This window comes from Chitinophaga skermanii (genome assembly GCF_003259335.1).
Lineage (GTDB): Bacteria > Bacteroidota > Bacteroidia > Chitinophagales > Chitinophagaceae > Chitinophaga > Chitinophaga skermanii.
In genome coordinates this window covers 111,006-134,205 of sequence record NZ_QLLL01000006.1, presented here as the reverse complement: position 1 = coordinate 134,205, position 23,200 = coordinate 111,006, and the positions used below count along the sequence as shown (strand labels likewise).

Genomic DNA, 23,200 nt, shown 5'->3' with positions numbered 1-23,200 from the left:
GACTAAACGTAAGAATTTATATTTTTCCTATAATACTTCTACCGATAACGATACGTTGTACTTCGGATGTGCCTTCATAAATTTGGGTGATTTTCGCATCGCGCATCAAGCGTTCTACGTGGTATTCTTTTACGAAACCGTAACCACCGTGTACTTGTACTGCTTCAGTTGCTACCCACATAGCAGTTTCAGAAGCGAATACTTTGGCCATGGAACCGCTTAAGTTATAATCTAAGCCATTATCTTTTTCCCAAGCAGCCTTCAAGCACAATAAGCGTGCAGCTTCGATACGGGTAGCCATATCTGCGAGTTTGAATTGGATGGCTTGGTGATTGCAGATTTCTGTACCGAATGCTTTTCTTTCTTTAGAATATTTAAGGGCGAGTTCGTACGCGCCGCTAGCAATACCTAAAGCTTGGGAAGCAATACCAATACGGCCACCAGATAAAGTTTTCATGGCAAATTTAAAACCGAAACCATCTTCACCGATACGGTTTTCTTTTGGCACTTTTACATCTTGGAACATAATACTGTGCGTATCGGAACCGCGGATACCTAATTTGTTTTCTTTAGGACCAATGGTAATACCCGGCGAGTTTTTCTCTACGATGAAAGCGTTAATGCCTTTGCTGCCTTTCTCTGGGTAAGTTTGTGCAATCACTAAATAAGTGCTGGCAGTAGAACCGTTGGTAATCCAGTTTTTCGTACCATTCAATAAATAGTAATCACCTTTATCTTCTGCAGTTGTTCTTTGAGAAGTTGCATCGGAACCGGCTTCCGGTTCACTTAATAAGAAAGCGCCAATAACTTCACCTTTCGCTAAAGGAACCAAGTACTCTTCTTTTTGTGCTTCGTTAGCGAAATGCTCTAGTCCCCAACAAACGAGGGAGTTATTTACACTCATTACAACGGAAGCAGATGCATCAATCTTAGAAATTTCTTCCATTGCTAAAACGTATGATACCGTGTCAAGCCCGGCGCCACCATATTTGGGGTCAACCATCATACCTAAAAAGCCCAATTCGCCTAATTGTTTAATTTGTTGGGCTGGAAACTTTTGGTGTTCATCCCTTTCTATTACGCCCGGTAACAACTCGCTGATCGCAAAATCACGTGCGGCCTTTTGGATCATTAAGTGTTCTTCTGTTAACTGGTAGTTCATACTAGATTATTTAAAAAAAGATTGTTGTGGAATATGATGCTTACAAACCTATTTATAAAACGGCACGTAAAAAAATGCGCGCTACATAATTCGGTTTCATCCATTATTCCTTGATTTTTATTGAATAAATCAATGTTAAAATTCGAGTTTCGTTTGATAAACATCTTATAACTGTCGATTGTTCTCCACGTCCAAAAGCAGTTTTCTTTACTTTTGCACCTATCATGGCAGTAAATTTAACAGCATTCAATACCGTGCTTTCGCAGTTGCAGCCTTACCAAGCGCAGCTCGTAGCCGTTTCGAAGATTAAACCGGTAAGCGATATCAAGGCTTTATATGAAGCAGGACAAAGGATTTTTGGCGAGAACTACGTGCAAGAACTCGTTGAAAAACAACCCCAATTGCCCGCCGATGTACAGTGGCATTTTATTGGTCACCTCCAAAGCAACAAGGTAAAGTACATTGCTCCTTTTGTAAGTATGATTCACGGGGTAGATGGCTTTAAGCTGCTCCAAGAGATTAATAAACAAGCGGCGAAACATAACCGGGTGATTGATGTGCTGTTGCAGATGCATATTGCAGAAGAAGAGTCGAAATTTGGTTTGGATGAAACCGAGCTACATACCTTGTTAACCACGTATAGCGAGCAAAAGGCAAGTTTAGCGCATGTGCGCATCGTGGGTTTCATGGGAATGGCCACCAATACCGATGATGTACAACAAGTGCGCAAAGAATTTGCTCACCTAAAAGCCCTGCATACCCAAACAAAAACGCAGTTTTTTGCCAACGAACCATCTTTCCTGCATATTTCGATGGGGATGAGTGGCGATTATCAAATTGCTTTGGAAGAGGGGAGTACTTTAGTGCGAATTGGCAGCTTGTTATTCGGGGCACGCTTGTAATGAGCTTGTTATATTATCAATAGTCTATAGGAATTGTAGATTAAAACCCTTTACTTTGTATTTTTAATACAGATGAAAAAGATATTATTTATAGCAGCCCTCGTTCTGGGCTCCTTTGCCACCAAAGCAGCCGCACCAAAACTTTTCCCCGGTGTATGGCAAGCCAAATTGCACCGTGAAGATGGTGCACAGATCGTATTTAATTTTGATGTGCAAACCGGGAAGAACGGTAAGCAAGTCATATATATTATTAATGCCAAAGAGCGCATGAAGGTCGATGAAATTAGGGTTACTAAGGATTCTGCCTTCATCAAAATGCCGTTCTTTGATAATGAATTCAAAGCCGCCTTCACTAAACACGGGGGCTTAGAAGGCTTATGGATCAGGCATTTAGCCGATAACGACGTAAGCATACGCTTCACCGCGGAACCTCGCAATAACGTACGTTTCAAAACATCGGAAGCGCCGAAGTTTAATGTTGAAGGTCGTTGGCCTACCTACTTCTTCAACCCGAACCGCAAAGATTCCTCTTTCGCCATCGGCGAATTCCAACAGGATAAAGGCGGCATCGTAACCGGCACCTTCCTCACCACCAGCGGCGACTACCGCTACCTACAAGGCGTAGTAGACGGCGACAAACTGAAACTCTCTACATTCGACGGCTCACACGCTTACCTTTTCGAAGCTACCATTACCGACGAGAATACCCTGAAAGACGGTATCTTCTACGCTGGTATCACTGCGAAAGAGAACTTCGTAGCCAATAAAGACGCGAACGCGAAGCTCCCCGACGAAAGAACCTTAAATACCTTGCGCCCTGGGGAATCGAAACTCGACTTTACCTACCCCGATCTAAACGGCAAAAAAGTAAGCATCAACGATGCCCGCTATAAAAATAAAGTAGTCATTGTAACCGTAGGCGGCTCTTGGTGCCCGAACTGCATGGACGAAACCGCGTACCTTACCAAATGGTATGAAAAGAACAAGAGCAGGGGCGTAGAAATCATCGCCTTAGCCTATGAACGCACAACCGACTACGAAAAATCCCGCAAAGCAGCTGAAGGCTTCGCGAAACGCTTCAACGTAACTTACCCGGTATTAATTACCCAAGTTACCCCCGGCGACCCCCAAAAAACCGAAAAAACCTTACCGCAACTAACCGGCCTAAAAGGCTTCCCAACATCCATTTTTATCGACAAAAAAGGCAATGTTAGAGAAGTCCACACCGGCTTCTCCGGCCCCGGCACCGGCGAACACTACGAAGAATACAAAAGAAACTTAGATAAACTGGTAAGCGACTTATTAGCCGAATAACCCTAATAAGCCATACCAATAAACAAAAAGGCTGGTTCATCGCAAGATGCCCCAGCCTTTTTGTTTACCAGCAACAAGCCGCAAAACACCCCATAAGGCGTTGATATATACCAAAGCCTTTAACAACCCTTTGACTTCCCTTTGACGAGCCTTTGAAAACCCTTTGAAATGCCTTTGACTACCCTTTGACTGTAGTCAACCACCCTTTGAAAGACTTATACTTGCCTTTGACTTTCCTTTCTCCTTATTGAAGCCCTTATGTCACTAATTAATGATGAATTGTCGTAAAGGCACTTTTTGTACATTTTATACCTACCACACCCTTATCCCCGTATCATCCATATCGTTTTACAGTATAGAGGATTACGCTTCTCTCTTGTTCCATGTATTTTCCATATAACCCAATGTGCTGGGTACCTTTAAAACCATTAGGATTTATTGTCCCTAAAGATTTTGCCTTCACCTCGCCACAAACAACAACAACAAACTCTCCCCAAAAGCGCTCCAACTGCCCTTCACCACAGTACTCCCAAAGCTCAATCGACGCCCCGATCCAACGGCCACGAAGTAAATTGGCCGTTGGTCCTCCTTTCTTTGGTTACTTTCTTTGGAGAAGCAAAGAAAGTAACAAATAGGATGATAGCTAAAGAAACGAGCCCGCTGCCCCACAAAGAAACCTCCCTATTAAAACCTCCCTTCGGAATACAAGCACAAAAAAAGCTTCCTCAAAACTGAGAAAGCCTTTTTATTAAAAGTAACTTTATGATGAGCTCCGCTTCGCGTAACATGCTCCGCTTCGCGTCATTAAAACTCATTCTTCCACATCATCGATTCAACAGGTCGAACCGTTCTACCATTGTACTTCGCATTCCCTTTCTTGTTATAGAAAGTTTCAATATCACCTTCCACAACGAAGTAAATCAACTGGCCAATAGGCATACCTGCATAAACACGTACCGGTTGTGCACAAGAAATTTCCAACGTCCATGTATTACAAAAACCAACATCTCCTTTACCTGCAGTAGCATGGATATCAATACCTAAGCGGCCGGTGCTGGATTTACCTTCTAGGAACGGTACATGTGCATGGGTTTCGGTGTATTCTTCTGTTACGCCCAAGTACAACGTATTGGGTTGTAATACGAAACCTTCCTCCGGGATTTCGAAATGTTCGATCTCGTTGTGTTTACGCGCATCAAGAACCCGGTCTTTGTACGTGGCAAGGTATTTGCCCAGGTGCACGTCGTAAGAATTGGTGCCCAGGTATTTTCTATCGTAAGGCGTGATCACGATGGTCCCTTTCTCGATTTCCTCTAGTATGCGTTTATCCGATAATATCATGGGTTTGGGTAGTTATACGGTTTTGTATTGGAATTTGAATGTTTAACGCATGTATTGTATCATTGCCATATAATGACCGATCTTTACGATTTCCCTCTATTTATAAGGGAAAACAGCGGTTAAACATGTACATTCTCAAATAATTCGGCAAGATATGCCATTAATACGTACCATACAAATTGAAGACGGCACAAAGCTCGGCGTGTGGAAAATTGGTGAACAAGAAAGCTTTTTCCGGGAGAAAGTGAATATTGATCCAGCCATTCACCACCCCCATAAGCGTTTACAACACTTTGCTGGCCGGTATTTGTTGAAAGAATTATTCCCGGCGTTCCCGTTGGAACAAATAACGGTGGGGCAAACACGCAAACCCGTGTTAGCTTGCAGCTCGTTTCATTTCTCGATTTCGCATTGTGGCGATTATGCCGCGGCTATTGTAAGCAATTCCCGTGCTGTGGGGATCGATATAGAAACAGCACAAGATAAAATCGAGAAAGTGAGCAAGAAGTTTTTGTCGCCCCGCGAGATGGATTTCATTTCACCCGCACAATCTCTCGCACATAAAACCGTGTGCTGGAGCGCGAAAGAAGCGGTGTTTAAATGGTATGGTTTAGGGAAAGTCGACTTCCGGGAAGACATGCAACTGCAACCATTCGCGTTTGCCAATGCCGGTTTTATTTCTTGTGATTTTATGAAAACAGGTGAGCCGACTCACCTATATTTGCAATACATTTATGAAAACGATTTATCGTTAGCCTGGGTAGTTGCATAAATCATCCCATGCTAGCGTTATTACTTCACACCTTAATTGTCAACTGGTAAATGGAACAACCTATTTCGCAGCAACATAAACGCATATTTTTACTGGGCTTTATGGGCGCCGGTAAAACTTACTGGGGTAAGCAATTGGCAGAACATTTGCACTTGCCTTTTTTTGACATTGATGAAGTGATCGTTGAAGAAGAAGGCATGCCTGTGAGTGATATTTTCGCCGAGAAAGGAGAAGATTATTTCCGCAACCGCGAAAGCGAAGTATTGAAAAGAATTTCGCAAGAAGAAGATGAGTTCCTCATCTCTTGTGGCGGCGGCACTCCTTGCTTCCTCGATAACATGGATTGGATGAACGACCAAGGCACCACTGTTTGGCTGAATCCAAGCATTCCTACCATGGTAGAACGCCTGCAAAGAAAGAAATATAAACGACCGTTGATTCAAGATTTAAGCGATGAAGATTTGTCGGCTTTTGTTGAAAAGAAACTGTTGGAAAGAGCGCCTTTCTACCAATTATCGCAACGCGTTATTACGCTCGACGAGCTATCACTGGAAATATTAACAAACGAGATACATCATGCATAAATCATTTTTAGTTTGGGCAGCAGCATTGGGCGCATTGGCAGTAATATTAGGTGCATTTGGCGCACATAAATTGCAAGAATTGGTATCAGAGAAAGACGTACGCACCTTCCAAACAGGTGTAACGTATCAATTCTACCATGTATTTGCCTTGTTCGCAGTAGCTGTTTTATACGCTACCTTCCCAAGTACCACCATGGTATGGGCAGGTCGTTGCTTCTTAATTGGCATTTTACTATTCTCGGGTTCATTGTATGTAATGACCCTTTTGAAAACCACGGGCGACGTAGGTTTACGCGGCTTAGGTATTATTACACCTATTGGCGGCGTGTTCTTTATCGCAGGTTGGATTTGCATGTTGATGAGCTTCATCAAAAGCAGCAACTAATTAAAACGACATTCATTTTTTAGTATACCGTAATTTACCCACTATGACCTATTTAAAACGTTTCACTTCCTTTCTATTGTGCGGAAGTTTGTTGGTGATGTTGACTATTAGCGCATCTGCTCAAATTAAAGACATCAGCGGTGATTGGTTCGGTACGCTCGACGTAGGAGCGGGTAAATTACGGTTACAATTGCATACAGAAAAAGAAGGCACCGGTTACAAAGGCAAGCTCATTAGTATCGATCAAGGAAATGCAACATTACAAGCAGATACCTTAACGTACAATGAATCTACGGGTGAATTGCGTTTCGTGTTGAATAAGTTACAAGTCGTGTACACGGGCGTATGGGATAGCAACAAATCGGCGTTTTCGGGCGATTTTTACCAAGGGAAGAACATGAAGCTCGTACTAAAGAAAGAAAACGCAGCTAGTTTTACCGCGAAGAAAATACGACCGCAAACCCCTCAACAGCCATACCCTTACGATAGTGAAGATGTAACGTTTCCCAATGAAACAGATCACATTACGCTAGCAGGTACACTTACTAAACCCAAAAGCGGCGGTCCTTTCCCAGTAGTGGTACTCATTACAGGATCTGGTCCGCAAAATCGGAACGAAGAACTCATGGGGCATGAGCCCTTTTTAATTTGGGCCGATTATCTTACGAAACAAGGTATAGCCGTATTACGTTATGATGATAGGGGAGTAGGTAAATCGACCGGCAACTATGCAAAATCGGGTATCCCGGATTTTTTTCGCGATGCGCAAGCAGCGGTGAATTACTTGGCTACTCGTTCCGACATTGATCCTAAGAAAATTGGGTTAATGGGGCATAGCGAAGGTGGCGTAGTGGCACCAATGGTAGCAGCGGAAGATAAGCGCGTAGCCTTTGTTGTTAGCTTGGCAGGTGTAGGTATTAACGGTGTGGAATTGATGGCGAAACAGAATTACTTGGTGTGGAAGTCGAATGGTAAAACGGAAGCGGAAGCCTTGGAGCGTGAAAAACTCATGCGCGAATTATTCATCATAGCGAATGCCACACCAAATAAAAACGAGTTGGGAAAGAAAGCGAAAACTGTATTAGAACAGTTGTATGCCACCTCGTTATCTGAAGAAGAGAAGAAAAAAGTAACGCCGGAGATGTTCAATTTACAAACAGCGATGTCGGTATCGTCGCCCTCTATCGCGGCAATTTTGAACATACAACCTGAAAAATATTTACCTTACATAAAATGTCCTGTCTTAGCCGTGAATGGTGAAAAAGACATACAAGTGCAGGCCGACGAGAACTTGCAAGGATTTGACACACAAATTAAGAAAGGCGGGAATAAGCAAATCACAACAAAGAAATTTCCCGGTTTAAATCATTTATTCCAACACTGTACAACATGCACGGTAGCGGAGTATGCAGAGATAGATGAAACGGTTGCCCCAGCAGTACTACAATATGTAGGTGCCTGGATGCAAACGCAGGTGCGAAAGAAGTAATCCCAACATGCGAATACGCATGTGTAAATTTTGGTAATTAGCATATGGCAGGTAATAAACTCAAATCAAAAGAAACTAAGAAAAAACCTGAACCGGTCAATCCCGGCGTACTGAAGCCCGATAAAGAGGCGGAGGTAAAAGTCAAGGAGCTGGTAAAGGACGAACGTACGCATAAAGTAGTGGGCACCATTTTATTGTTGCTTGCTTTATATCTCTTCATCGCATTTACATCCTTCTTATTTACTTGGCAGGAAGACCAGAACTTGGTGTGGAACAATGGTTTCAACATCCTTTTCAAAGATGATGTTGTTGTAGAAAATACATTGGGCCGGTTAGGTGCGGTGGTATCGTATTGGTTCTTCGTGAATGGATTCGGGCTGGCGTCGTACTTGTTCTGTTACATGCTATTTATTTTCGGCGTGAATTTTATCGTGGGCAGACGCGTATTTCGTGTAGCCCGCAACTTGAAATATATCATCTTCGGCTTGTTGTACATTAGTACAACACTTGCTTTCTTAGGGTATAAAGCGGAGTTCCCGTTTGGCGGCGCCTTGGGTAACCAGTTGAACCGTTGGATTTGCGGCTTCTTGGGATCGGTAGGCATGGGCTTATTATTGTTCGTGGTAGGATTTGTTTGGTGTATTTGGAAGTTCAATATGCAGTTTAAATGGCCGGAAAGTAAACCCAAGCCACCAAAGCCTGCACCTGTTGCACCGGTAGAACCAGTAGTAGCCAATGCGAAACCTGTAGTGGCAGAAGCGTCTTTCATACCAAGTATTCCACAAGAGCCGGAAGAAGAAATCCTTCCTTCAAAACCCAATACACTGAAAGATAACGGTAGCATACATTTAACCTTGCCGGAAGACGAGGAAGAATTTGAACAAGAATACCAACTGCATGTGAAAGAAGATATTGTAACACCCAATGTTACCTATATTCCACCGGTAGCTACGCCGGTAACAGCGGAAGAAGACCTCGAACAAGAAGAACTAGAAGCAGCCATGCAATTGGTGATGGAAGAACGTGATGAACCGGAAGAGGAAGATGTGCCGCCTGTGATGGAGCCAACTAAGCGGAAAGATCGCAACGCAGTGAATGATATCGCTTTCGAAATCAAACCTATTCCAACAGAAGACGAGGTACACGAAGAAGAGGAATTCACGGCACCACAAAGAGTATTATCATCTGATCCATACGAGCCTACGCTCGACTTGCGCGACTATAAGTACCCGGGTATTGAATTGCTCGAGAACCACGGCTCCGATAAGATTGTGCAAGATGCGGCGGAACTCGAGAAAAATAAGAACCAGATTATTGATACACTGAAAAACTACGATATCTCTATCCAAAAGATCAGCGCAACGGTAGGCCCAACGGTTACCTTGTACGAGATTGTACCGGCAGCGGGTGTACGTATTTCGCGCATCAAGAACTTGGAAGATGATATTGCTTTGAGTTTGGCGGCATTGGGGATTCGTATTATTGCGCCTATTCCTGGTAAGGGTACCATTGGTATCGAGGTGCCGAACGTGAAGAAAACAATTGTATCACTGAGGAACATGCTGGCTTCGGATAAGTTCCAAAACAGCACGATGGACTTACCGGTAGCTATTGGTAAGAAAATCGATAACGAGAACTTCATTGCCGATTTGGCCAAAATGCCGCACTTGTTAATGGCAGGTGCTACAGGGCAAGGTAAATCGGTGGGTATTAACACGCTCCTCGTTTCCTTATTATATAAAAAGCACCCGAGTCAACTGAAATTTGTGTTAGTCGATCCGAAGAAAGTAGAGTTAAGCCTCTACAAACTCATCGAAAAACACTTCTTAGCGAAGTTGCCGGGTGAAGAAGATGCCATTATCACCGATACGAAAAAGGTAATTCATACATTGAATGCCCTTTGTATTGAGATGGATTTACGGTACGATTTATTGAAAGAAGCGGGTACGAGAAATATCCGTGAGTATAATAATAAGTTTACGCAACGTAAGTTGAACCCGCAAAAAGGTCACCGCTTCCTGCCGTTTATCGTGTTGGTGGTGGATGAGTTCGCGGATTTGATTATGACAGCCGGTAAGGAGGTAGAAATGCCAATTGCGCGTTTGGCCCAGTTGGCCCGCGCGGTGGGTATTCACTTAATTATTGCCACCCAACGTCCTTCAGTAAACATCATTACCGGTACCATCAAAGCGAACTTCCCGGCACGTATTGCGTTCAAAGTATCGTCGAAAGTCGATTCCAGGACGATCTTAGATACAGGTGGTGCGGAGCAGTTGATTGGGCAGGGTGATATGTTGATTTCTTATAATGGCGAGGTGGTACGTTTGCAATGTGCCTTTGTAGATACGCCGGAAGTGGAGCAAGTGGCCGAATTCATTGGCGACCAACGTGGTTATACCGATGCGTACATGTTGCCGGAATATATAGATGAAAAGGATAATGAAGGGAAGGAATTGAGCTTGACCGACCGTGATAACTTGTTTGAGGATGCTGCGAGAATCATCGTTTCCACCCAGCAGGGCAGTACATCCTTGTTACAAAGGAGGATGAAATTGGGCTATAATAGGGCAGGCCGTTTGATGGACCAGCTCGAAGCAGCGGGTATTGTTGGCCCCAGTATGGGTAGCAAGGCTAGGGAGGTACACGTAAAAACGGAGGCCGACCTAGAAGAAATCCTTAATGATTTGTTATAAATTTTCATCAATTGTTCCCAGGACTTCCAAAATCCGGGTAAAATGGCGAATTTTGCAATCCTTTAACAACTGTCATTAAACGTATTGGTATAACATTTGTCTTATATCCACTACAAAAACAAAATCAAATAAGATGAAGAAAACGGTCATACTGGGAACGTTATTATTAGGTTTGGCACTTGGTGGCAATGCTCAAACTAAGACCCCGGTAGGTTCTATCGGTAAAAACGACCCAAAAGCGAAAGCCATTCTCGACGGCGTTAGCACTAAATTGAAGTCATTGAAATCATTGGTGGCTAATTTCGTGTTAAAAGTAGAAGGGGGCAACAGCAAGGTTACCGATTCTCAAAAAGGAACTGTGTATGTAAAAGGACAGAAATACAAAGTTTTGATGGGAGATAGGGAGATTATCAGTGATAATAAAACATCTTGGACATATTCGAAAGACGTAAACGAGGTACAAATAAACAATGTAGATCAAAGTGGCCAGTCGATGACCCCTGCGAAATTGTTTACGAATTTCTATGATAAAGATTATTTATACCGTTTGATTGGCGAAACAACAGAGAAAGGTAAAGTGTTGCAAAACATTGAGTTAACGCCGGTTGACAAGTCGAAAAACATCTTCAAGGCACAGGTAGACGTTGATAAGAAGGCGCAAACGATTGTGCGTATGAAGATATTCGAGAAGAATGGTAATAAAATGAGTTATGAAATCTCAAGTATTCAGCCGAATGCGACTGTAGCAGACGCGATGTTTACTTTTGATGCGAAGAAATACCCTGGCGTAGAAGTGGTAGACTTGCGCTAGAAGAAAGGTCCTGCTAAGGGATATAAGAACATGGATGCATACCTGGTAAATGAACGGGGTATGCATCCATTTTTTTTATATAAGATCGTGTGTGGAAAGATAAGAATGGCTATGGTAGCGGAAGTAGGCGAGAAGCGTCAACTAATTAGGATTGGGCGGAAATTTTCCTATTTTCTTACTACCTTTGGCAAGTTTAAATAAAATTCAAGCAATATGGCATACGACGTAATCGTAATTGGTAGCGGCCCTGGTGGCTATGTAGCTGCTATCCGTGCTTCGCAACTAGGTCTTAAAACAGCAATCGTAGAGAGAGAAAGCTTAGGTGGTATCTGTTTAAATTGGGGCTGTATTCCAACTAAAGCATTATTGAAATCAGCGCAAGTTTTAGAATATATCCAGCATTCGAAAGATTACGGTGTAACCGTGGGTGATGCGAAAGCCGATTTTGACGCGATCGTTAAACGTTCTCGCGGTGTTGCAGATAAAATGAGTAAAGGTGTGCAGTTTTTGATGAAAAAGAACAAGATCGACGTTATTCTCGGTTTTGGTAAATTGAAATCTAAAACACAAGTAGAAGTAACTGATAAAGACGGTAAAGCAACTACTTACGATGCAAAACACATCATTTTGGCTACAGGTGCACGTGCACGTGAGTTACCTAATTTGAAAATTGATGGTACTAGCGTAATCGGTTACCGTGAAGCATTGGTAATGCCTAAACAACCTAAATCTATGATCGTGGTTGGTTCTGGCGCTATTGGTGTTGAATTTGCATACTTCTATAATACATTGGGTACGAAAGTAACCATCGTAGAATTCATGCCGCGTATCGTGCCTGTTGAAGATGAAGATATCTCTAAAGAATTAGAGAAAATCTACAAAAAGAAAGGTATCGAAATCATGACAAACGCTAGCGTTGAAGCCGTTGAGAAAACAGCTACAGGCGTGAAAGCGAAAGTGAAAACCGCTACCGGTGAAGTAACGCTCGAAGCAGACGTAGTATTAAGCGCTGTGGGTATCGCTGCTAACATCGAAAACATCGGTTTAGAAACAGTTGGTGTTAAAACCGACAAAGGTCGTGTTACCGTTGATAAATTCTACCAAACTAATGTTACCGGCGTTTACGCGATTGGTGACATGGTACCTGGTCAAGCTTTGGCACACGTTGCTTCTAAAGAAGCGATCGTTTGTGTTGAAAACATTGCTTACAACGAGAAGAAATACGCTCACAAACCTGAACCAATTGACTACATGAACATCCCTGGTTGTACTTATTGCGCACCAGAAGTTGCTTCAGTTGGTTACACTGAGAAAGCTGCGAAAGAAGCAGGTTACGAAGTGAAAGTTGGTAAATTCCCATTCTCTGCATCAGGTAAAGCTTCTGCTGCAGGTGCGCCAGAAGGTTTCGTAAAAGTTATCTTCGATGCTAAATACGGCGAATGGTTAGGTACGCACATGATTGGTGCAAACGTAACTGAAATGATCGCTGAAACAGTTGTTGCACGCAAATTGGAAACTACTTACCACGAAGTGTTAAACGCTATTCACCCTCACCCAACGATGAGCGAATCTATCAAAGACGCTATCGAAGTGGCTTACGGCGAAGCAATTCACCTCTAGTAGATCAAATAAGATCAACACAACTTTTTAGATATAAAAAACCCTCTTTACATCGTAGAGAGGGTTTTTTTATGCTTATAACTTAACGAACGATATTTTCCCGATGGCTTTGCCATCACGGTACAAAATGCACCAATAAACCCCGGCCGGTAAACTACCCAATTGCAGTGTATGCCTAGCGCTTACATGGGCTACGAGTTTGCGTACCCGCCCTTGTGCATCTATAATTTTTAACACCTCTTCACCCTCGATGTCGCCTGTTACTACCTCCATTTGTTGCTGTACAGGGTTGGGGAATACAATCATAGCTGCACCTCGCAACACTTCAACACTGGAAATATCGGAGTAAATAATGCGGCCATCCCGGAGCGTGATTTTTACCCGGTATTGAACAATGCCGCCGGGCGGGTTAGTATCGATGAATTGATATGTTTTACTGCTTGTAATTTGTTGGCTACCCAGGTCGTCGTATCCATTGTTGTTGCGGCGTTCCCAAGTAATGGATTGTATACCCAATAAGGTGCTAAGCGACAAGGTGAGCGATACTTGGTTGTTCTCAATTTTATCTGTAATGAATTGCTGTATATAGCAGCCTACACCTTGTTGTGCATACTGTATGGTAGCACTTCGTGCGCCTATATCACCATTACTTGCTATCGGTGCTACAGCGAAATGGGTAGGCAAATTTGGGCTTGTAGCGAATACTATAAATGTATCAGCCGTTTGGCGATACGGTTGTAATTGGTCGTTTACAATAGCGTAGAGTTGGTATTGGGCAGCACCTTGCAGGCTGTTCCAATAGAACATCACGGAGTCGGTGCAGTTAAAGCCTACTTGTAATTGTGTAGGGCTGGAGATGTGGAACGTGTCGCTGGTGAAGGTGCCTTTGGGGGTTTCCATGCGTAAGAGCGCCCGGGTGAAGGTGTTTGCGGGACCTACCCATTCCATATTTTGTTGGGAGACAGGTGTATTTAGCGCAATGGGTTGCCATTGTTGCCCATTGTCGATGCTATACGAGAGGTTACCCGTTCCGCCAAGATCGCTATGCCATTGCAAGGTGTAGGCTTGGCCGGGCGTTACAATCGTATTGCGTGTAGGGTATTCCCAATCGAAGTACTCTTTCGGTATAAATTGCCACGCAATGTATACCGTTTGCGAATTGCCAGCTAGTTGAGGGGCTTTTATATGTACATGATATGTTCCTGCTGCTGGGGCTGTAATACTCACCTGTTCGTGGTTATCGACATGGTTTACGCCTCTTGTAGCCGCTTTAAGCAACGAATCTTTCAACGGGAAGGTAGATAATACCCAAGGCAGCGTTATGTCGCTATCCGGGCTTATTACTTGCATGTCTAAGTCGTTCACCAATGCCTTGGCACTGTTTGCTTCCGCGGCGGGATCGTTCCAAGCGATGGTAACTTTTAATTGCCCTGTGTTGGTGGGCACTTGTATGGGCAGGGTGTACTGACCGTTGCTGGTGAGTGTAGTTTTTGCGAATTGGGAGGCTTGTAATACGTGCAAGGCGGCCGATAGATTAAGGGCGCCATATCCCGATGTATAATCGATGCCCGGGGTGTTAATATCCGTGGCGGAGCTCATCACAATAGCACGCAATAAGGCACTAGGGGGAGCTTGCGTAAATTTACTTTTATAAGCTTGTTGTAAGAGGGTAATGGCACCGCTTGTAATAGCTGCAGCACCAGAGGTACCGTCTTCACCGTAGGCTACTATTTCAGGTTTCAATCTTCCATCGTAAGCTGGGCCTTTCGAGCTAAGGTCGGCTACAACGTTTTTTCCATCGGTACCACCAATCACTAATACATTTTTTGCTTGCTTAAAGGTGCCGGTAAGGTTGGCAACACCTTGGATGCCTTGGTATTGGCCACTTGTAGGCGTTGTGGTACCAATATTCCCCGACGAGAATACATGTACAAAGGTATCGGCTTCTATCACCATTTGGTCGTACGCCGCTGCTTCGGCACCATAGTAGTTTTCGATGTTAACCCCGTAAGAGTGGTTTTGTAGGATGGTTTTTTGAAGGCGGAAGGTTTGGGGATCATCGGGAAGTAAGGTTGTAAAGGAAGAGGAGGTTAGTTGTGCTGCCGGCGCTACACCCAATGCTGCCGGCCCTGCATTTCCTGCGCCGGCTACCAAGGTGGCCATAATAGTGGTATGTGCGTTTAGGGTGGAAGCAGTGTTCGCTGTTCGAATATATTTACCGTGTAAGTCAATATCTGTTGTATCAAATAAGTCTTCCCGGATGGATACAATTTCTGTATGGCCGTTTAGTAAGGGTTGTTTACTGCGTACTAATTCAATATTGTTGATGGCCATGTTATACAGGGCTACATTAATTTCTGTTTTGGGTGTGCGAAGTACATCGGCAAAAGTAATAGCGGGGTCGTAGAGGAGTTGGTTCAGTTGGTCTTTAGTGGTTCTTAGGATGGCTGTAGAGGATCTTTTAGGCCATTGAACGATATATACATAGGGCATCCAATTGTATTGACTGCTTTTTTGTGAATGGAGGGAAGCGATGAAAGTGATGCTGTCGTTTTTTTGTGATGCATCTAATTGATATATCAAAGATTCACTGCATTTCCATCGATTGTTAGCGAGTAGTTGGTAGTCGATTTGTGGGAGAAGGAGGCTGTCGTGGGTTATTGCCGGTACAATGTAATGTAAGCTGGATAAGGGTTTTAATGAATGTAGTTTATCAATATCCCCACGAGAGGGTATATGTTTGAATTTTACTAAGTAGGCGTTTTGTGTACTGCGGTTCAACGTATAGTTTACCAAACTATCTTTGGCGGCATTGTTTGTGTATCGAATTAGTAAACTGTCATGTTGGAAAAATGTGGTTTTCGCATTCGATTTAAATACGGTGAAACAAGCCATAGTGGCAATTAATAGCGAAATGTAACTATAGGTTGATAAATGGATGTAAAGGGGATGATGTCGCATTATTAAATCTAGTACAAATCTTTTTTCAACACAATTAATTTTTTATAAATCAAGAAAAGATTTTTTTTTGTTGTAAAGAAAGTAGTAATATTGATAGTCGATTTATATGTTGTCCTAAACCCTAGACTAAGAGCAAATCAAAATTAGCAAAGACGCCAAGATCAAGCAACCCGCCTAGGTTTGAGAGGTGTCTAGTAAAAGTTACTCGTTCATTATTTTATTAAATGACCTGCTTTAAATAAAATGTAAACCGCAGCATTTTAAACCGTTATAACCATACATATAGTTTGCTACACATCACTCGGCATTAAGCATGTTTGTGTCCGAATTTGTTAACGTGATGATTGTAGATCAGCTATGGAGGCCGTTTTGATTCGTGCAGATTCTTTTTTGTCCAAAATCTAAATTGAGCAAGATGTATTATTGTCGAACCGTTTGAGCACTTGTTACTTGCATTTTATCGTGTGTAAATTAGGCCGCGTCTACCCGCCGTATTCGCCGTAAATGCCCTGCTATGGCCTGTAACATAGCACCGAGCGATTATACACACAGGTTGCATGTATGCACACATTTATGAAGCGTTGTTACCCATGTAAGCAAACACTTACATAGGGATACTATTATCCAAAAAAATTAATACAGCATTGTATGCAAACATTACACAATGCTCGTACAGGACCTGCTATGGCCTATAACGAGCTATGCAGTTTTCTATTCCCATCGCTCACCACTATCTATTCAATATAATATCAAACCCAAAATCTGATGCTATGAAAAAGCAAATCACACTCGCACTATCCTTTGTAGCTTTATTGGCTGCAGTACTCGTGGTATCTTGTCAAAAAGATGCTCACGTAGAACCTGCACAGTCTTCAGACGTACCGGCTGAAGTACTTGCTAAAATCAAAGCAAAAGGATTTTCTACAGAAGGAGCACGTATCGTTAAGGGAGGTTATTTAGTAGAAAACGATATCATTTTAGATGATAATACTTTAAACACTGAAAGTACTTCACCTAATTTGCGTATCGCTGAAGTTGAACAATATCGTACCAGCAACTTGGTAACAGGTTTACCACGTGTTATTACAGTAAAAGTAACAGGTTTAGGTACTGCATTCGTACAAGGTACCGACCTTGCGATTTCTCGATACAATGCTTTAGGCTTGTTAATTACATTCCAACGTATCACTTCTGGCACTGCTAATATTAATATTGTTGGCTTCTATCAAGCTCCAAGCGGCGGTTTCATCACATTAGGTTCTGCAGGTTTCCCTTCTGGTGGTAATCCTTACAACCAAATTAGCATGAATACACACCCTAACGCGTATGGTACAAACCCGAACGTTAACTATGTAGGTTCTGTTATTCAACACGAAATTGGTCACTGTATCGGATTCCGCCATACAGATTACATGAACCGTGCTTATAGCTGTGGTTCTGGTGGTAATGAAGGTACTGCAGGCGTTGGTGCTGTACTTATCCCAGGTACACCAAGCGGCCCAGATGCTAATTCTTGGATGTTAGCTTGCTCTAACGGTGGTAACCGTACTTTCAACGCGAACGATATCGTTGCATTGAACTACTTATATTAATCAATTTTGTAGTACATCATACTACAAATCCCCTTGGCGTTGTACAATGACGGTGAGCATTGTACAACGCCATTTTATTAAATAACCCCTCATTCCCGCGGTTGTTCCCGCTCTTTTTCCTAAATTGCCGCTTCTATTTTTAAAAACTGGATAATTATGCTACGTATTGCGAAAAGTTTGATGGTAGCACTTTTCCTTCTTCTTCAAATCAATGCATTTGCAACAGAAGGAATGTGGCTGCCACAATTGCTCGGACGTTTGAACGAGAAAGAGATGAAAGGGATGGGAATGAAAATCAGCGCATCCGATATCTACAATGTTAACAAAGGCAGCTTGAAAGATGCTATTGTTAGCTTTGGTGGATTTTGCACCGGTGAAATTATTTCATCACAAGGCTTATTATTAACCAACCACCACTGTGGTTACGATGCCATTCAAAAACATTCCTCGATCGATAACAACTATCTCGCGAATGGCTTCTGGGCTATGAACCGCGAACAGGAATTACCAAACGCAGGTTTAACAGCTACTTTCATTGTACGTATTGAAGATGTAACCAAGGCTGCTTTAGTAGGTGTTACAAAAAATATGACGGAGAAAGAACGTATGGCCATCATCAATAAAAATTTAGATGCTTTAAAGCCTACAGTAAAGAAAGAGGCTTACCAAGATATTTTGGTAAAACCTATGTTCGAAGCCAATCAATATTTCTTATTCGTTACCGAAACGTATAAAGATGTACGCTTAGTGGGTGCACCACCTTCTTCTATTGGTAAGTTCGGTTCTGATACCGACAACTGGGTATGGCCACGCCATACCGGCGATTTCTCTTTGTTCCGCGTATATGCAGGTAAAGATGGTAAACCGGCTGCTTACTCGAAAGATAACGTGCCTTTAGTACCGAAACACTTCTTGCCTATTTCTGTAGATGGTATTGAAAAGAATGATTTTACCATGGTATTCGGTTTCCCGGGTAGAACACAAGAATATTTGCCTTCTGAAGCAGTGAAATTAGTGGTGAATGGTCAAGATCCTGCCCGCGTAAATATGCGCGATGCAGCGTTGAAAATCATTGATGGTTTCATGCGTAAAGATGAAAAAATCAAAATCCAATACGCAGCTAAGTACGCATCGACTGCAAATGGCTGGAAAAAATGGATCGGTGAAATGCAAGGCGTAGAAAGAACAAAAGGCATTGATCGCAAAATTGCTTACGAAGCTAATTATAACAACTTGTTGAATAAAGACGCTGCGCTGAAAGCACAATACGCCGGCGTACTCGATACACTCAACGCCCTTTACGTAAACGTAGCACCATACGCCAACGCCCGCGAATACTACATGGAGCTTACAAGAAACGTAGAAACCTTCTCTGTTGCCGATAAATTAGTCGGCTTCCTCAGCGAAGTACAACAAAAAGGTGCCGATAGCTATGATCCACAACGCAAAGCGTTCCTCGATAAAATGAAACCTTTGTACCAAAACATCAACGCGAAAGTAGACCAAGATGTAGCTACGGCTTTATTGGATCTATATTTCCAAAATGTACATAGCAGGTACATCGGCGGCGAAGGCTACCAAATTTGGATGGAAACAAATAAAGATGGTCGTACTACAGCCAACAAAATGTACGCTTCATCTGCTTTGGTTTCTTATGAACAATTAGAAAAATTCGTATCACAACCATATAACGATTTGGTTACCGCGATCTATAAAGACCCCATCACGCGTTTTTATATCGCCTTACGCAATGGCTTCGTTGAAAATGTTAACAAACCATACGAAGAAATCCAAGCGCCTTTGGTGAAACTCCAACGCGAGTACATGCAAGTGCAAATGGATGTATTAAAAGATCGTCGCTTCTACCCCGATGCCAACAGCACGCTCCGTATTACTTACGGTAAAGTAGATGGTTACGAACCACGCGATGCTGTACATTACGACATTGCCACTACTTTAGAAGGTGTGATGGAGAAATACAAACCAGGCGACTACGAATTCGATGTGCCGGAAAAATTACGCGAGTTATATAAAACGAAAGACTATGGCCGTTACGGCGTAAACGGTAAACTACCTGTGTGCTTCATCGCTTCTAACCACACTACAGGTGGTAACTCGGGCTCCCCAGCTTTGGACGCATACGGTAACCTCATCGGCTTAAACTTCGACCGTACTTGGGAAGGTACCATGAGCGACATTAACTACGATGCTTCTATCTGTAGAAACATCATGGTGGATATCCGTTACGTATTATTCGTGATTGATAAATTCGCCGGTGCGAAACACTTGGTAGACGAAATGAAATTAGTAAACCCTAAAAAAGGTGCTAAAGTAAAACCGGCTACTGTACAACAAAAGAGAGCATAAGTAACTATCATATAATGCAAACAAAACGGGTGTATCGCTAGTCGGTACACCCGTTTTGTTTATATAGGATACTATTACAACAGTAAGTTCACGGTTACTACGCCGGCACTTATGTCGCCCGCTGTAACTGTTTTAATTGCCGATGCTTGTAAACCTGTACTTAATACCGTTCCCCATATAACAATTCTACTACCCTCAGAAACGTCTAACAAGAGGGGCGTTTGTTCGTTACTATAGCACTGAACGGCGGTAGGGATGGTAACCGTACCATCAACATAAGCATAAGTAGTACCAATAAGTAGTTGTCCTGCTACAGAGCAAACATTGATAGGTAGCCCAAGTAGTCCTACTACGTTTATCCGAACAGATACAGAGGAAAAACGTTTGGCAGGGGCATCCTTGAAAAATGTTTGTTTAATATCCCATGCTGGGTGGCTATTCGCTGCTTGTATATTACTAAATAATAAGCATACAGATGCTAAGATGAATAAGGTTTGAAATTTTTTCATTTGAAGTAGATTTTGAGATGAATGTATAAGGACTGTGTTAACAATATTTATAAGGAATCCTTATTGAAGATAACAGGAGTGGGCGCTAGGGAAAGGCAGTGGGTAGAATAAGATTTCGGTGGAGATAATGCGTATTAAGGAGAAATAAAACACACTTTTATCTTCGTAAGATAGCATGTACTCGTACGAAGATAAAAGGGCGTTTGTATGAAGGTGCGTTTATGGTTGTAATAATTGCTGGGCGATAGCAACTACTTTACCCGCTATTTTCTGTTGGTTGTAGTTTTCTGTGATTAGCTTGAACCCTGCGGCTGCTAATGTTTCACGGCGTTGTGGGTTTTCTTTCAGGGCAAGCACTTGCGCAGCAATGGTAACCGGGTCTTGCGAGGTAAGCACAATATTCGTATCGCCGGTAAATACTTCGCGCATGGCCGGTGTGTCCATTGTTATAATGGCTTTTTGTAGGGCCGCGTAATGGTAGATTTTATTGGGGATGACGAGTTGCGCTTTCAAACCATCGCCGAAAATACCGAGTGCAATATCAAATGTATTCACAGCTGCATTTAGTTGGTCGTATTTTACCCAACCTTTGAATACTACGTTTGTTAAACCATATTCTTCTGCTAATGCACGCATCTTTTTGTACTCGAATCCTTCCCCGATTAACTGGAATTCTATATCGTGGTAGTCTTTTAAAACTTTCGCGGTTTCCAAGATGTAGCGGGCGCCTTGTAAGGGAATGAAGCCGCCGTAAAAACCTACTACAAACTTGTTCGACTGCGGGTGTTGTTGTGGAAAAAATTCCCCAGTGTTAACACCTACTTCAACTACATGCATTTTTTCGAGTGGTACTTCGAAGGTATCGTGGAAATATTGTTTGTGTGCTTGCGTGTCGCAAATAACCTTTGTTGCGGCTTGTAGCGAAACTTTGTCTTTCAAGAAGTTCTTTTTCGCACGGAAGGAATGTTCTTTTACTTTTTTGTAATCGAATACCTTGGTGAGGTAGCGCGAAATAAGCGGGTCGAAAATAATGGGTTTGCGGGTCCACAACTTTACCCAAGCTACATCGCGGTGCGAGAAGGAGGGTAGAAACACTACATCCGCCTTGGCACAGGCTTTCCGCAACGCGAAGATGTTCCAACGTGAGCGGGTGTAAAAGTTGTAGGTAGATAGTTGTACGCCCGGTGTTTGTTGAAGCCCGTCGATAATGATTTTTGTTCGATTATAGTCGGCTTCGAACTTTCCGGCAAAAAGGATATTCATTCTATAAAATATAGTAATTGCTAGTATTTTATTGTACTTTACAGCTAGCAAATCGTCGTGAAGATATAATCTTCATAAAAAAGAATACATATACTAGATAAAAAAATTTTTTCTACGGACTACCTTTCTTCCCCGTCTACTTGTACTATTTTCCCTCCAAACCCGTAGGAATCCATGTTGCAACTGTTAACTAGTGTTAACACTTTGGTTTATCAATTAAACTTTTGGTAACTAGCATGTCTAAAGTGTCTATCACCTGGCGCATGCAGGAGAAAAATCGAGCAGCACATGAAAGCGAAACTAATGCGAATCCTCGAATTAAATTTCGAGAGAACTTGGCGTGGGGGCGAAAGACAGACCTTGTATAACTCACAAGGATTTATTGATGCGGGTATAAAAGTGGATGTTTTATGCAGAGAAAACTTCCCATTAGAACAAAAAGCGAAAGAACAGGGCATTCCTACCGTAGCATTTAAAAATGTTTTCGGCGCTATTTGGTTTCTAATGACGAAAGGAAGAAAATACGATGTATTACATGCACAAACTTCTCATATCCTTACTTACTGTATCGTTACCAAACCTTTTCACCGCGCAAAAGTGGTGTTTACAAGACGGATTGACTTTGTACCGAAAGGTCGCATGACCCGCTTAAAGTATAAACTAAGTGATCATGTGGTGGCTATATCTAAAGCCATTCAGCAAATTGTGACCAATTTCGGGGTAAAGAACGTAGTGCATATTTCAAGTGCTATTGTACCGAAGAAACTCGATATCGACCGTGCAAGGGACGTGGTGCGCGAGATGAACCTACCGCCAAGAACAAAAATTATAGCTACTACATCGGCCATAGTTGGGCATAAAGATCCACTGATGATGGTGGCGGCTATAAATGAACTCGCAAAATTGCGAAATGATTTCGTTTTTTTGCATTTCGGAAAGGGTGATATGCAAGACGTAGTGCGTGAGAAATTGGAGGAGCTTGGCTTGCAAGGCATTTACAAAATCATGGGCTTCCATGATAAAGTAGAAGACTTTTTCAGCGTGATGAAAGTGTTTGCTATGAGCTCTTCGCAAGAAGGATTAGGCAGCAGCGTGTTGGATGCGTTTATTTATAAAGTGCCTGTTGTTTCAACAGATGCAGGTGGCTTGAAAGATTTAGTAGGTGAAAACAGGGGCATGATGAGCAGCGTAGGCGATGCCAAAGCTTTAGCGCGCAACATGAATACCTTGTTAGACAACCCAGAAATGGGAGAAAAAATGGCCGCCCGCGCCTATCAATTCGCCGCTACGCAGCACAATATTCAACACATTACGCAGCAATATTTAACATTATTGAATGTGCCATTCAAACAAAATATTACAACACATAAACACCCAATCGGCAAATTGCCAGTAGAGGTGTAGCCTGTGCAACTTTTTATGTTACAATCGAATA

General features: G+C 42.6%; 17 protein-coding genes. 12 read left to right on the top strand and 5 right to left on the bottom strand.

Annotated elements, in window-relative coordinates; all coding sequences use genetic code 11:
- Positions 1-16: 16 nt before the first annotated feature.
- Positions 17-1,162 carry an acyl-CoA dehydrogenase gene (locus LX64_RS16285; protein ID WP_111598749.1) on the bottom strand — a complete coding sequence of 382 codons (1,146 nt, stop codon included), beginning with the start codon at positions 1,160-1,162 and terminating at the stop codon, positions 17-19.
- Between the two features lie 224 nt (positions 1,163-1,386).
- Between LX64_RS16285 and LX64_RS16280 the strand changes: the two genes are divergently transcribed.
- Positions 1,387-2,064, top strand: a complete 678-nt coding sequence (locus LX64_RS16280) for a YggS family pyridoxal phosphate-dependent enzyme (RefSeq protein ID WP_111598748.1) — start codon at positions 1,387-1,389, stop codon at positions 2,062-2,064.
- A gap of 72 nt (positions 2,065-2,136) precedes the next feature.
- Positions 2,137-3,378 carry a TlpA disulfide reductase family protein gene (locus LX64_RS16275; RefSeq protein ID WP_111598747.1) on the top strand — a complete coding sequence of 414 codons (1,242 nt, stop codon included), beginning with the start codon at positions 2,137-2,139 and terminating at the stop codon, positions 3,376-3,378.
- 804 nt (positions 3,379-4,182) lie between these two features.
- On the opposite strand, the gene dcd is transcribed toward LX64_RS16275, so the two are convergent.
- Positions 4,183-4,719, bottom strand: coding sequence for a dCTP deaminase (gene dcd / locus LX64_RS16265; RefSeq protein WP_111598745.1), 537 nt, complete (start codon positions 4,717-4,719; stop codon positions 4,183-4,185).
- Between the two features lie 154 nt (positions 4,720-4,873).
- Between dcd and LX64_RS16260 the strand changes: the two genes are divergently transcribed.
- The 7 genes from LX64_RS16260 to lpdA all read left to right on the top strand — a co-directional run bounded on the left by LX64_RS16260 (position 4,874) and on the right by lpdA (position 13,073).
- Positions 4,874-5,491 (top strand): 4'-phosphopantetheinyl transferase family protein, encoded by a 618-nt coding sequence (locus tag LX64_RS16260; RefSeq protein ID WP_111598744.1) that lies wholly within the window; start codon positions 4,874-4,876, stop codon positions 5,489-5,491.
- Between the two features lie 50 nt (positions 5,492-5,541).
- Positions 5,542-6,075 carry a shikimate kinase gene (locus LX64_RS16255; RefSeq protein WP_111598743.1) on the top strand — a complete coding sequence of 178 codons (534 nt, stop codon included), beginning with the start codon at positions 5,542-5,544 and terminating at the stop codon, positions 6,073-6,075.
- Entirely contained in the window at positions 6,068-6,460 is a 393-nt protein-coding gene (locus tag LX64_RS16250) for a DUF423 domain-containing protein (protein WP_111598742.1), read from the top strand. The genes LX64_RS16255 and LX64_RS16250 overlap by 8 nt, the downstream gene beginning before the upstream one ends.
- Positions 6,461-6,503: 43 nt before the next feature.
- The gene (locus LX64_RS16245) at positions 6,504-7,949 is read left to right on the top strand and encodes an alpha/beta hydrolase family protein (protein WP_111598741.1); all 1,446 of its coding nucleotides are present in this window, start codon (positions 6,504-6,506) and stop codon (positions 7,947-7,949) included.
- Positions 7,950-7,993: 44 nt separating this feature from the next.
- Entirely contained in the window at positions 7,994-10,642 is a 2,649-nt protein-coding gene (locus LX64_RS16240) for an FtsK/SpoIIIE family DNA translocase (RefSeq protein WP_111598740.1), read from the top strand.
- 133 nt (positions 10,643-10,775) lie between these two features.
- The gene (locus LX64_RS16235; RefSeq protein ID WP_111598739.1) at positions 10,776-11,453 is read left to right on the top strand and encodes a LolA family protein; all 678 of its coding nucleotides are present in this window, start codon (positions 10,776-10,778) and stop codon (positions 11,451-11,453) included.
- Positions 11,454-11,666: 213 nt separating this feature from the next.
- Complete coding sequence (gene lpdA / locus LX64_RS16230; RefSeq protein ID WP_111598738.1) at positions 11,667-13,073, top strand: dihydrolipoyl dehydrogenase; 1,407 nt, start codon at positions 11,667-11,669, stop codon at positions 13,071-13,073.
- A gap of 75 nt (positions 13,074-13,148) precedes the next feature.
- On the opposite strand, the gene LX64_RS16225 is transcribed toward lpdA, so the two are convergent.
- Entirely contained in the window at positions 13,149-15,656 is a 2,508-nt protein-coding gene (locus tag LX64_RS16225; protein ID WP_158538645.1) for a S8 family peptidase, read from the bottom strand.
- Between the two features lie 1,148 nt (positions 15,657-16,804).
- Here LX64_RS16225 and LX64_RS16220 point away from each other — a divergent pair.
- Both LX64_RS16220 and LX64_RS16215 read left to right on the top strand, forming a co-directional pair.
- Positions 16,805-17,626, top strand: coding sequence for a M57 family metalloprotease (locus LX64_RS16220; RefSeq protein WP_111598736.1), 822 nt, complete (start codon positions 16,805-16,807; stop codon positions 17,624-17,626).
- Between the two features lie 156 nt (positions 17,627-17,782).
- Complete coding sequence (locus LX64_RS16215) at positions 17,783-19,993, top strand: S46 family peptidase (RefSeq protein WP_111598735.1); 2,211 nt, start codon at positions 17,783-17,785, stop codon at positions 19,991-19,993.
- A gap of 74 nt (positions 19,994-20,067) precedes the next feature.
- Here the strand turns inward: LX64_RS16215 and LX64_RS16210 are convergent, their stop codons facing one another.
- Positions 20,068-20,502, bottom strand: coding sequence for a hypothetical protein (locus tag LX64_RS16210; protein ID WP_111598734.1), 435 nt, complete (start codon positions 20,500-20,502; stop codon positions 20,068-20,070).
- A gap of 219 nt (positions 20,503-20,721) precedes the next feature.
- Complete coding sequence (locus LX64_RS16205; protein WP_111598733.1) at positions 20,722-21,765, bottom strand: glycosyltransferase; 1,044 nt, start codon at positions 21,763-21,765, stop codon at positions 20,722-20,724.
- Between the two features lie 288 nt (positions 21,766-22,053).
- Between LX64_RS16205 and LX64_RS16200 the strand changes: the two genes are divergently transcribed.
- Positions 22,054-23,169, top strand: coding sequence for a glycosyltransferase family 4 protein (locus LX64_RS16200; RefSeq protein WP_111598732.1), 1,116 nt, complete (start codon positions 22,054-22,056; stop codon positions 23,167-23,169).
- Positions 23,170-23,200 lie beyond the last annotated feature (31 nt).